The organism is Paenibacillus sp. ACRRY, from assembly GCF_022346995.1.
GTDB lineage: Bacteria > Bacillota > Bacilli > Paenibacillales > Paenibacillaceae > Paenibacillus.
On sequence record NZ_JAKRNM010000003.1, the window covers coordinates 348960 to 361836 of the forward strand.

10 protein-coding genes are annotated in these 12877 nt (G+C 49.4%); 9 read left to right on the forward strand and 1 reads right to left on the reverse strand.

The genetic code is table 11. The annotated features are described in order from the left end of the window. Positions 1 to 72 precede the first annotated feature (72 nt). The 8 genes from MH144_RS15120 to MH144_RS15155 all read left to right on the forward strand — a co-directional run bounded on the left by MH144_RS15120 (position 73) and on the right by MH144_RS15155 (position 9669). On the forward strand, positions 73 to 1356 hold the full coding sequence (locus MH144_RS15120) for a vWA domain-containing protein (protein WP_239301688.1): 1284 nt from the start codon (positions 73 to 75) through the stop codon (positions 1354 to 1356). Positions 1357 to 1377: 21 nt separating this feature from the next. After that, entirely contained in the window at positions 1378 to 2025 is a 648-nt protein-coding gene (locus MH144_RS15125; RefSeq protein WP_239301690.1) for a beta-mannanase, read from the forward strand. Positions 2026 to 2072: 47 nt separating this feature from the next. Further along, on the forward strand, positions 2073 to 3332 hold the full coding sequence (locus tag MH144_RS15130; protein ID WP_095291103.1) for a TRAFAC clade GTPase domain-containing protein: 1260 nt from the start codon (positions 2073 to 2075) through the stop codon (positions 3330 to 3332). Next, entirely contained in the window at positions 3332 to 6526 is a 3195-nt protein-coding gene (locus MH144_RS15135) for a GAP1-N2 domain-containing protein (RefSeq protein ID WP_239301692.1), read from the forward strand. Before MH144_RS15130 ends, MH144_RS15135 begins: the two co-directional genes overlap by 1 nt. 144 nt (positions 6527 to 6670) lie before the next feature. Then, entirely contained in the window at positions 6671 to 6934 is a 264-nt protein-coding gene (locus MH144_RS15140) for a hypothetical protein (protein ID WP_239301702.1), read from the forward strand. A gap of 323 nt (positions 6935 to 7257) precedes the next feature. Further along, the gene (locus MH144_RS15145; protein WP_239301704.1) at positions 7258 to 8145 is read left to right on the forward strand and encodes an ABC transporter ATP-binding protein; all 888 of its coding nucleotides are present in this window, start codon (positions 7258 to 7260) and stop codon (positions 8143 to 8145) included. A 92-nt stretch (positions 8146 to 8237) separates the two neighbouring features. Further along, positions 8238 to 9047: a ferric iron reductase gene (locus tag MH144_RS15150; protein WP_239301706.1), complete on the forward strand. Its 810-nt coding sequence runs from the start codon at positions 8238 to 8240 to the stop codon at positions 9045 to 9047. A 142-nt stretch (positions 9048 to 9189) separates the two neighbouring features. Next, positions 9190 to 9669, forward strand: a complete 480-nt coding sequence (locus tag MH144_RS15155) for a glutathione peroxidase (RefSeq protein ID WP_239301708.1) — start codon at positions 9190 to 9192, stop codon at positions 9667 to 9669. Positions 9670 to 9750: 81 nt separating this feature from the next. Here the strand turns inward: MH144_RS15155 and pelA are convergent, their stop codons facing one another. Continuing rightward, a complete protein-coding gene (pelA, locus tag MH144_RS15160) occupies positions 9751 to 10923 on the reverse strand; it encodes a pectate lyase (RefSeq protein WP_239301719.1) in 1173 nt (390 codons plus the stop codon). Positions 10924 to 11442: 519 nt separating this feature from the next. On the opposite strand from pelA, the gene MH144_RS15165 reads away from it, so the two are divergent. Continuing rightward, positions 11443 to 12804 (forward strand): FAD-dependent oxidoreductase, encoded by a 1362-nt coding sequence (locus tag MH144_RS15165; protein ID WP_183523533.1) that lies wholly within the window; start codon positions 11443 to 11445, stop codon positions 12802 to 12804. The last annotated feature ends 73 nt before the right edge of the window (positions 12805 to 12877 follow it).

Genomic DNA, 12877 nt, shown 5'->3' on the forward strand with positions numbered 1-12877 from the left:
ACGACATGTCATGATCGACTCCAGTATTAATTCAGCCTATGATGGGCTGGTTTGGAAAGGATGCATGCGAACATGCAGCGAAAAATCAATCTTCTCCTGGTCCTGTTCAGCCTGATTGGCGGAGCCGTGGGATTTGCGGCAGGAGAAATCATGCTGCATCAGTGGCTTGGGGAGATGCCTCGCCTGCTGCTGATGGGATTATACTTCGGCGTGCTGGCGCTGAGCGTAGGTCTGTTCTGTCTGCTCGCCGAGATGATCTCGCCCAAGCTGAACGGGTCTTCCTGGAAGCTGAGATATCTTGGCTTGTCGTGGAAGCTGCTCGTTCCGGCAACACTGGTGTTCCTGTTTGTTGTTGGATTGGTCTTTCAATTGTTGTATCAGATCAATCCAGGCGGCGTGAAGCAGGTAAAGGACATTGTGCTGATGATCGACAACTCGGGCAGCATGTCGGAAACGGACCCGGATAATGGACGTTTCGAGGCGGCCAAGACGTTAATCAGTCAGATGGAAAGTGACAAGCAGGTCGCTGTTATTACATTTGATGATCAGCCGCAGTTATTGCAGCCGTTTACCGCATTAGATAGTGAAGCGGCAAAGGCAGAGGTCAACGGTAAGATCGACGGCATTGTCACAACATCGGGCGGTACAAACTTCGATGCCGTGCTCCGGGAAGCCATGGAGCAGATCCAAAACAAGCAGGATCCAAAACGCGGCACGGTTGCTATTTTGCTGTCGGATGGATTCAGTGAAGCAGATACTTCGGATATCTTATCCCAGTATGCGAATGAACAGATTGCCGTGAATACGGTAGGTCTGAGTCTGGTTGATCCATCGGGTACCGACTTGCTGCGCAGTATCGCTCAGCAGACAGGTGGCTTGTACTATGACGTGCCGGATTCCGGTGGTCTCAGCATGGCATTTCAGCAAATTTACGATACGATTGATGAACGGACGCTGGTGACGGAACGTACAGGCATGATGGAACACAGTACCTATCTGGCCATTTTCCGCGTTGCTGCAATACTGTTGATTGGTGTAGCACTGGGCGTATCGCTTGGTCTGGTGTTTGATAACCGCCATCTGGCAGTCAGCTTCGGCATTGGTGGAGCGGTGTCAGGCCTGCTAGCAGGCCTTTTGCTGGAGTGGGGACTGGACGGTTCTTCAGTAGGGGATGCATTGGTTAGACTGGGTGCGATGTTCATATTATCTGGGGTACTCACCCTGTTCACCTGGATTATTCCGGTCAAGGAGAATACGCCGCGGAAGAGCAAGGGCCGCCGTGAGGCAGGCAGGGGAACTCCGAACGCAGACGGATTTGGTCAGCGGGGGAGAGACACACGCAGCAAAGGATTTTAAACATCAGGAGGTTGGCGACACATGCGATATGCAGATGCGGACCCTTCGGTACCTCTGATTCGCAGACTTACACTTGCGGTGGATGATGGTAACTGTACCCTGCGCTGGCTCTGGCCCGAAGGTGTAGAAGCCGTTTACGTGGAGCGGTTGGAGCTGGAAATGATCGAAGGTGGACAGAGCAAGAATCAGACTGTGAATGGCAAGCTGAAACTGTATACGAGAGAAGAATACAAGGCGAGTAACGGATATACGGACCGGATGACAGGATTTGGTGCCATCCGGTACACGATACATGTTTGCCGAATGGACGAAGACGGTCCTGTGCTGCTGCGTCAGCAAAATGACGAGAATACAGTCATCGCCAGTGCAGGCAAGGCGGATATTCGTTTCTCCATTCGCTACAAAAGTGGTTTTTTTCAAAAAAGGAAGACGGTTCTCATGACGGTGACGGCTGAAGTACCCGTGCCGAAGGAAGCCCTCTGTTATGTACGCAAGCAGGGCGGAGTTCCTCTCAATAAGGAAGATGGCACGGTATATCCTTTTGTCAGTGATTTTGCTCCAGGGAGAAATGAGATGCCGCCCGTGGAAGTGGCCAAGGATGACCATGTGAGGCTGTTTTTCACGGACGGACCGAAATACGGAGCCGTTTACCGCCTAATATCAGACTAGATAAATGTGAGGCAGTTCAGTCTGCCTGAACAGGGAGGGGAGTGGCTATGAGCTTTTTTAGTCGGTTTTTGAAGAAACAGCAGCCCGTAGAACGGCCGCTGTTTTACGATATTGTCTGTCCGTATTGCTTCAGCAAGTTTTCGCCGGAAGAAGTGGTGTTCCGGGCTGCGCATCACCGGGATGACGATGAGGATTATGCACTGGGGGAAGATGCGAAGCTTAATCGGTATCGTGAGCGTTTTGGGCTGGACACGGTATTCGATATGGAAGCTGTTCTGGCTCCGCATGATGTGCCTGAGGAACATCGCATTTATTCGGATAACATTGTGATGGGACTGAACGATCGGTATGGTGTGGTTACACGGCGCCGGCTGTGCCCGCATTGTCATAATGAGCTGCCGGTGACGGCAGGCAAGGCACCGAGCAATATCATTTCCATTATTGGGGCATCCCAGGTGGGGAAATCGGTGTATATGACATCGTTGATTCATACGCTTCAGCATTATACGGCTGACCACTTTGATGCGGCCTGCATGCCGCTGAATGCCGAAATTAGCCGCAGATTCCGCGCAGATTACGAAGAACCGCTGTTCGAGCGGGGAGACCTGCTGGATTCCACGCAGAAGGAGAAGCTGCAGGAGCCGTTTATTTTTCAATTTGTATTTAAGGATGAAGATAAAGCACCGCTGACACTGGTCTTTTTTGATGTGGCGGGTGAAGGTATGGTCGAGCAGGATTATCTGGGTCTGCATGGTCAGCATATCAAGAACTCAGCGGGTATTCTGTTTATGGTCGATCCGCTCCAGATTCGTTCCATTCGGGACAAGATCCGTATTAACCTTGGCAACGAGCCAGGCGAGTGGACGCCACGATATGATGAACCACGTGATGTTGTGCTGACCCTGTTCGGTGATTTTATCGCTTATCAGGATAAAGCCAAAACGAATATTCCTACAGCCGTTGTGCTGACCAAGAGCGACATGCTGCATTCCCTTAAGGATGAAGAGGGGGATTATATCAAATCCAACAGCAATGTATTCCGCAATATGGTACACCGCGATTGGTTCGATCTGACCGAATTCGAGAATATTGACGGGGAGATTCGTCGCTTTATCGAGAAGGTGGACCGTCCGTTCAAAGGCACGATGGATGTGTACTTCAAGGATACAGCCTATTTCGCGGTATCAGCGCTGGGCAGTAATCCGGTGGATATGAAGCTGCAGGGCGTCGTAAGCCCCATCCGTGTGGACGAGCCCTTCCTATGGCTGCTGTACAAGCTGAAGTACATTGAGGGGAGAGTGGAATAATGCGTTCTTCCATGACCCCGCCTATTGAACAGCAGATGTACACAAGAGAGCGGCGCGGGGTGTTTCGCACAACGGAGGGGTTCGATACGGTTGCGGCATCGCCGGGAATGGACCCTTCCTTTATCAAGAAAGTACTTCATCCTTATTGCGTCTATGATGCTCCAGCGGAATTAACGGGCCGAAGCGAGAAGGATCCGGCTAAATTTCCGCCATCCATACATCTGATTCATCTGGAGAGCGGAGAGACGATCCTTGGTCAAAATGTGTACCAGTCTGCTGATTTTACCGGGCTGCGCAGCGCCTTTTTTGCACACAACTATGTCCTGTCTCCGGAACGTTCCGAGGAACAGATGAAGCAGGGGAATTGGCTGGATGCCGTATTCGCCACGTCATATGACATCGAACAAGGCACGGTATTGCCTGCCCTGACGGAATTGCCGGGTGCACCACTGAATGGCCGAGATGCCGCCACCGGAGCAGGCCAAAGTGCCCGTTCCGTAGCGCCAGCTGATCTGCTGGCCGCACTGAAGATGAACGAAACTCTCTTCAAGCGCCTGCTCTATGCCGTCATGCAGGCAGTAGCAACCCGGCGGAAGGTATACATTGCACTCGATCTTCCTGCTGAGGAGATCACAGCTGGAGCCAAGGAACTGCTTCGCCTGCTCTATGCAGCACTGCCCTATGCGTTTAGGCGGCAGCTCGGCTTCATGACATTTGCCAAAGAGCCTCAGGCCAAGAAGGGAATTCATCTTCAGTTTGTAGAGCGGGGCACGCTTCGTCCAAAAGACCGAAATACGGAGAAGGACTTTACCTTCGACTTGGCTACGGGCAGAGTAACCCATGCGGAAGTGTCGGTTGCCCAGCTGCCCTATGCGGAGTTTGCCTGGTCACTTCTGCAGGAACCAGCTATGGCGGATGCGTTTTATGCTTTTGCAGACGAGATGTTATCCGGCACCGAACCGGGGCGTGAGCTTTCTATCCAGGCCTATGGGGAATTGTCCATGTTTTATCGTCTCGAGCAAGGGATGGAAGATCTCTACCTGAATGATAAAGGCGGGGTTCTGAGCGGGCTGCTCACCTATCTGAAACCCGAAGGTAGCGTACAACGACGTTCACGTTTGAACGAGCTGTTCCTCACTCTGCTCAGCCGGGAATTGGACAGCGTCAAAAGAGAGAACGTACCTGAAGAGACGGTCGCCTCACGTATTGCGGAATATTTCCGCGTCGCTGCGCCTGTCGTTCAATCCCGCATCGTGGATTATTTCATCTATGCGGTGAACAATGCCAGGTCTCAGAAGCGGATGAGAGCCGTACAGGAATTGTATGATATGCTCGACCGCGATTCCGGGCTGAGTCGTGCATTCTTCGATAAGGTACTGGCCAATGAATCACTGACAAAACTGCTGTTTGAGCCTTATCTGGACAATCAGCTGAAACGTACCGAGACCGCTTCGGATGTGATTGGCGTGATCGAACGCTGGGTAACCACGCATACATCTGCGGTTTACAACAGCTTCCTGCTGGACCGGACAGCGACAGAGCTGGGTGAACGATTATGTTCTGCCCCGAATCCGGTACATGCTGCGAGTGAGGCACTTAAGCGTGTGAGCGTGCTGGACCAGCTATCTTCTGACATGCTCGTGGGTGATGGAATTAAGGCCCGAATTGGGCAGTCTCAAACCGTCACCCGATCCGCCCGTTCAAGTGGAGCCGAGTCAGCGGGATTATCCGCATATCAGGAAGAACTGACACGCCTTGCTGACAAGCTGGCCTATGTCATTAACCTGTTTTTGATTCAGGATCTTGATCTGGAACGGGTGAACCGTGAGCAGTTGCTGAGCATTGATATTTTGCTGCATGACAGCGAGGTACGTGATTGGGCGGCGCGTCAGGGACAGGATGTAACGGCTCGTACAAACATGATGCTGGCAGCCAGAGCATGGCTGAGCGGCGAAGACCGTGAAGAAGAGGTGCTTGAATCCCTTAGCCTTGCGGAGCGGAATGAACTTCAGCGTTGGGTACGCAGATGGCTCGCAGGGGAACTGCGGGATCAACCGGGAACACCTGCATATGAGGCGCTTCCGCTGGCTTTCTACCGGGGAGGAAGCGGCAGCAAACTGGACTATGCAGGGCTGATTGAGTTTGTCCGCAGCAGTGCTGGCAGTAAGGAAGTATTGTATTCATTTATTGAATGGTCGGGAAGCCAACGGTTGTTCATACGGAATTCCCAGGCGAGCAAAGCATATTCAGATGCCATAGTAGCCTATTTCAAAGATCATGACCGTGAAGCCTTCAAGTCCAAGTCGGCATTCAAGCCGTATTACACGAGAGCGAGTAAAACAATGAAGCCGGTCTATGATCGGGCCAAGAACGAACTTTCATCACCGCTTGTGCGCATGCTGACAGGCAAAAGAAAAAATCTTTTTCTAGGGTCGGTTATTGTTATCCTGATCCTGGGTATCGCTGGAGTTACGTATGCCCTGACGAATAAGACGGAAGCGCCAGAAGAGGCAGCGCCATCGACACAGGAACCCGTGGTTCCGGTAGAGCCTGAGGTACAGTTAGCTGAGCAGATCGCTTATGTCATTCCGGCAGCCGAGGTGGATGGCACAACGACTGAAGCACAATTGGTTATCCGTTTCATGAATGAAGCGGACAGCAATGCGTTATTGTCTGGTCCGGTCCAATTAACCTTGCAGGATGGCACAACGCTGGAGATGGATGCCGCGTCGGACTGGGAGAGTTTTAACCGGAATGAGGATGTCGATACGGAAGGACCAGCAGAAGATGGGACTTCGCCTGAGGGAACGTCCGGGGATACGCCTACAGGATCTACAAACGAAGTTCAGCAGGGTGAGGAGCCTGTTCAAGGGACAGATTCCACTACGTCAGATGACTCTTCTGCAGATGAAGCGGCAGGTGCAGAGACGAGTGGAGCGACCGGGGATGAGTCTGGCTCTGCTGCCGCGGATGGGAATACTGAGCAGGGAACAGATATTACATCATCCGGTTCTTCGGGCACAGCAGGCGAATCAGGAGCGTCCTCTTCAACAGAATTGACGCCTGCTGAGGCGGACCGTCTGTATCCTTATGGTCAGCAAGTGCCGCTGCCTGATGAGGTTAATCCAGAAGATATCGTAAGTGTCCAGAGCGGTACAATGGTTATCCAACTGATGCCAGAGCCTAAGTTATAGGATCGTTATAATCTGTTCGTAACCAAAATGAAATCATTACATGATGACCTTCGGATGTAAATCGGGGTCATCTTCTTTTTATTTTTCCTGCTACCAATCCTTCCTTTAAGGACGATCTTATTTGTTCACTCCAAACAAGTGTTTATGGTGGATATACAGGTGAACGGGGAAACGATTTTTCCTCCGAGATCAACAACTAATAAAGGCCTCATAACGGAATTGACGAATGAGGATTGGTACACGGAACCGTATGAAATAACACTGACTCAAGCACAGCTCGATAAGATGGGTGGATCAGAAGCCAACATTGTGCTGCAAGCCTATTTTCAAGCCGAACAGTCAGGTTATGGGGACGAAAAAAAGATGATTCTAAGTGCTTCCCAAGTTCTGCTGCAAAATGAAGAGTAGATTCTTTTTTTTGTTCACAAATCAGACACAAGCTCTGGATTCATTCTTTTTGGATAATCCCCAATAGGGATCAACTGCACGTATACGTTGAGAAAAGCTCTCACATAAATGAGGCAAATTCCGATCTGAAAGTCCTCTGAACTGCTATAAAATAGCTCCAAACAAGCAAGAAGTTTGGTATTTCTTATTGACAAATGATAATGATTATCAGTATCTTTAGTATAGAAGATTTGTTGCGCCGGAAATACGCTGAACATATAAATTCGTTTTCGTTATCGATAGCCGGAATACATAACCGGGATAAATGAGAGAGGGATGATCGCATGTTTCGTCTGGAGACGTCCAAGCTGGATATCGCTTATGAGGAAAGACTGATTGTTGAAGATCTGAATATTCAAATACCCCAAGGAAAAATTACAGCGCTTGTTGGAGCCAATGGTTCAGGTAAATCGACGATCCTGAAGACGATGGCACGCATCATGAATCCAAAAGCAGGTAGTGTTTTGCTCGACGGGAAGTCCATTCATAAGCAATCCACCCGTGAAGTAGCCAAGCAGCTTGCGATTTTGCCGCAGAATCCTACAGCACCAGAGGGACTCACCGTAACGGAACTGGTATCCTACGGAAGATTTCCTTATCAAAAAGGCTTCGGTTCCATGCGTGCGGAAGACAAACGCATGATTGAGTGGGCTATCAAAGTAACCGGTATGACGGAGTTCCACGATCGCCCCATTGATCAATTGTCAGGCGGACAGCGTCAACGTGCCTGGATTGCCATGGCTCTTGCACAAGAAACGGATATTTTGTTCCTGGACGAGCCGACAACGTTCCTCGACATGGCTCACCAGCTTGAAGTTCTGCAATTGCTGGAGATGCTGAACGCAACAGCAAACCGCACCATCGTTATGGTTGTGCATGACCTGAATCATGCTTCCCGCTATGCCCATCACATGATCGGCATTAAAAAAGGTAAAGCAATCGCTACAGGCTCCCCTGTAGAAGTCATGAACTGTGATGTGCTCCGTGAAGTCTTCAACATTGAGGCTGATATCGTGATTGATCCACGTTCCGGTGTGCCACTTTGCCTGCCATATGCTCTTGCCGGCGAACGCCAGCAAACGGCAGCGCCAGAGCAAATGGTGATGAATGGCGCCATGATGAATGCCGCTGGACGCTCCGAACAACGTGTTCGTACCGCAACAGGAAGTTAATACAGTGGACCATTGGTGGTCTTGAAATATAGAATAAGCCGCTTTGCATTTATGCAGGCGGCTCATTCGCATTCATGGGAGGCATGCTGAAAATGGGAGCAATCAACTATACCTGGTTACAGCAATATGGAAGAATCACAACCGAACCTGGAGATGAACCAGTTTGGGAGATTCACATGACTGAGCTTAGACAACCGGAGAAGGCGAGAGAGCTGCTGGATGTATATAATAAACATCTTCAGGCAGATTCAATCCGATCCGCGGCGGTATACTTCATGCATTCGGTGCGTGGGCTGATGCTGGGGATTCATTATATGACGGCACTGTGTGATACATGGCTTGATCTATCACTGGAGAACATGAAGCTGCAGCTCGAAGTTCAGGATGGCCGTACAGCCTTTCGTTTTCAACTGCTGGATGGAACAGAACATCCTCACCCTGCACCAGTTCTCATAGATGCAGCCCAATCCTCATGGCGCAAGGACATCCTAACCACTTACTACACGGAGCAGCTTCGTCCCTTGATCGAAGGGGTTGCCTCTGCCGGAGAAGCGAACCTTGGTCAGATGTGGTCACAGCTTGCCTCCATGCTCCGATGGTACAAGACCACAGCGTTACAAATGAACATTGAAGAAGCTGAGCGAGAAGCGGTGATGGAAGGGTATGAACATGTAATCGCTCTACCTGCCAGTCTGCTCGGATTGAAGAAAAATCTGTTATCTTTCAAGCCGGTAGAGATCGATAATCCACATCAACCGGGAGAGACCATGCTGATGAAGCCGGTGTGCTGCCTGCATCACCAGGTGTATGGAGGACAAAATTACTGTTATAGCTGTCCCAAACTTAGTAAGGCCGAGCGGCAGAAGCGTTATGATGACATCCTGGCAGCCAAGTCCGGATAACAAGCAGGAAGGACTCAAGGCTGAATTTGGTAATTGGTTAGCACCGGGTCTATAATATGGAGATAGGCGCTGTATTACGTTGTAGATATATAAGGTAACGACAGCTGCTCAAAACCAACATCGATCATGGGAGGAATCAGTCATGTCCGTATATTCATATCAGGCCGTAACGACAGCCAATCAGGAAGTATCACTGGATCTGTACCAAGGTAAAGTTCTTGTCATCGCCAATACGGCCAGCAAATGTGGATTGACTCCGCAATATGGAGAGCTGCAGAAGCTGTATGATCGTTACCGCGATCAGGGTCTGGTTGTACTGGGTTTCCCTTGTAATCAGTTCGGAGGACAGGAGCCGGGTACAAGCGAGGAAGCCGAATCCTTCTGCCAAGTAAACTATGGTGTGAACTTCCCTGTATTCGCTAAAGTGGACGTGAACGGTGAGGATGCGCATCCTTTGTTCCAGTATCTTCGCGAGCAGCAACCAGGGGCAGCTGAAGACGACACGATTCAATGGAATTTCACCAAATTCCTGGTCAATCGTGAAGGGGAAGTGGTGGGACGCTTTGAACCCAAAGAGTCTCCTGAAGCGATGACTGCAGAGATTGAGAAACTGCTGGGATAACCAAATAGAACAGATCAAGCCTGCCCTCGTTGTTGGAGGACAGGCTTTTTTGATGCTATTTTATACTGGGACTGGGAGGATTTATGGCAGCGGTTTGCTTAAATTGTAATATCCCTGATCCGAGGCAAGCTGCAGGAGATTACGGGCATAGTTTCCTGCCCAGGAATAGCCGTGCCGCCGCTCCTCGCTGATGTCCATAATATCCATGTACTTCTTGCCGTCACGGTCCGCGTAGAAGGGCACATCTTCATCTACATTGTAGAAACGATACCAGATCACGCTGGACGGGTCAGGTTCAAAATACACCGGTCCTTGACGATTATATTTGGTTCCATCTTCTCGGACCTGATCAAACCAGCGGAGGGCGCTTTTGGCTGCACGTTCAATCTCGGTCGTCTGAGGCCTGGACATGAGGAAAGCCGTGATGGCTACAGATTCGGATCCGGATTTGGATGGCAGCTCATAGGCTCTGCCGGATACAGGTGCATAGGTTACAGGGTCATGCTGGGCACCCCAAACTGTAGGCACACCGCCGTTTTTAATTTGAGCTTTTAATGTATATGCGATTCCTTGATCCAAGGCTGCAACCAGTTTCGACCGTGTATCCTCACTCAGAATATCGTTGTTGAAGCCTTCACGCTTCTCAATGATATCGTCGATGAGCACCATGGTTCGCACCATGGCATTGTCGTTATATGTAACGCTGTCGGAGTAATTGCTTCGCTGTGGATAAACCTGAGGCCATCCGCCTGAAGGATATTGGGAAACGAGGATAAAATCCACCGCTTTGCGGACACTGTCCCGGAAGAGGGGGTTGCCCGTCTTTTCATACATATCAGCCAGGAAGCGGATCTCTGTTGTGGTTGCATCATTATCAAACGTTCCGAGCTCTATGCCTTTGGGATCCTTCCAATCCGAACGCGGCGTCACCCCGTCCCATGAAGAGTTGTACTTCTCCTCCATTGCTTTGAAGAATCCACCATGCGGCAGCTGCCAGGATACAATGTTTAGCGCATATGCGGTGTCCTTGGCCAAGTCCCCGGTAGAGAACGTGCTGTAATCCCTGAACTTATTCAGCAGTGAAGATACATCAACCCCTGCAGAAGTTTTGGAGGATAACACCTCGGTTTTAATAGTGACAGGCGGGGAATCAGCAAAAGCAACTACGGGCTTGGTCATATCTGCGGTCAACATGGCGATAATTGCAGTGACAGGAACAAGCGTTAATGAAACAGAGATGGAACGTTTCTTCAAATGAATGCCTCCCAACGTAATTGGTATTCTATTCATATAAAATCCAAATAAAGGGTCAATATTATTGTAAGCGCTTTCTAATACAAAAATCAACTGTAAGCTGAAAATTTATATTTGTTATCGTTCAGCAATCAGCCGCCAGCCTTACCATACGGTGAGGACGAAGGCCTTTTTTCTCCAAAAGGTTCAATAGCATAAACCGTTATTGGTCAGGGGACAATAAGTCTTAGAGGTTGAGGCAACGGGTCGTCCGCAAGGGATATATCCTATTTTTTAAATATTTTTAAGAAAACACTTGTAATGTGAAAAAGATCACATTATAATAAGTGCATGAAGTGAAATAAATCACAAAGCCATCGAGTTAGTGGTGAATATTTTCACATAATCGTTTAGTTTCATTAGTGAATGTATTCACAAGAGAGTGAAACCATTGTCGTTTTTAAATCCCAGGAATCAAGCGCAGCAAACTGATAAATGAAGCACGGTTTATATTTTATAACTCCAAGGGGGACCTTTATTATGAAAATCGCAGTTATCGGATGTACACATGCAGGAACCGCAGCCATCGTAAATACCGCCAAATTGTACCCGGATGCTACCATCACGGTGTATGAGCGCAATGACAACATTTCCTTCCTATCTTGCGGTATCGCCCTTTATGTCGGCGGGGTAGTTAAGGATCCGGATGGACTGTTCTACTCTTCGCCAAACCAGCTGGCTGAGCTGGGTGTAGTCACCAAGATGCTGCATGAGGTTACAGCAGTGGATGCCGCGAATCATAAACTTCAGGCTAAAAACCTGAAAACAGGGGAAGAATTTGAAGATACGTTCGACAAGCTCATCGTGACAACAGGTTCATGGCCGGTCGTTCCAAAACTTGAGGGGATCGAGATGGAGAACATCTTGCTCTGCAAAAACTACAATCATTCCAATACGATCATCGAAAAAGCCAAAGAAGCTAAACGCGTTACTGTTGTTGGTGCAGGGTACATCGGTATTGAACTGGTTGAAGCATTCCAAATGAACGGTAAGGAAGTCACCCTGATCGATAGTGTGGACCGGATTCTCAATAAATATCTGGACCCCGAGTTTACAGATGCCATTGAAGACACACTGACTGGACGCGGGATCAAGCTTGCACTGGGTCAGACTGTGCAGAAATTCACCGGAGAGAATGGCAAGGTAACGAAGGTGATCACATCGAAAGGTGAATTCGAAACCGACCTCGTAATCTTGTGCATCGGTTTCCGTCCGAATACCGAATTGCTCAAAGGCCAGGTGGATATGCTGCCGAACGGCGCGATTATCGTGGATAAGTATATGCAAACAAGCCAAAAAGACGTGTTCGCTGCAGGTGATAGCTGTGCCATTCACTATAATCCAACAGGCAAGGCTTCTTACATTCCACTCGCGACCAATGCTGTAAGAATGGGTACACTGGTAGCTCGTAACCTGGTTCGTCCAACAACGCCGTACATGGGTACACAAGGGACATCAGGAATTAAAATTTACGACCAGAATATTGCAGGTACAGGGCTGACCGAAACATCTGCTACAGATGACGGGCTGGTGGTGGAAGCTGTAACGCTTGAAGATGCTTATCGTCCAGAGTTCATGCCAACGGCTGAGAAACTGCTGCTCAAAGTCATTTACGAACAGGCTACACGCCGAATCGTTGGAGCACAAGTGATGTCCAAGGCGGATCTGACACAGTCGATCAATACAATCTCGGTTTGCATTCAGAACAACATGACCGTAGATGAGCTGGCCTTCATCGACTTCTTCTTCCAACCGCATTACAACAAACCATGGAACTTCCTGAACTCGGCTGGTCTTCAGGCTCTGCCTCCAGTGGAAGTAAAAGCACCAGCGATGGTGTAACTAATGAATTCGAGAACTGCCGCAGAAATGCGGCAGTTTTTTTATATAACTTGATGTAGTTGGTTCTAGAAAT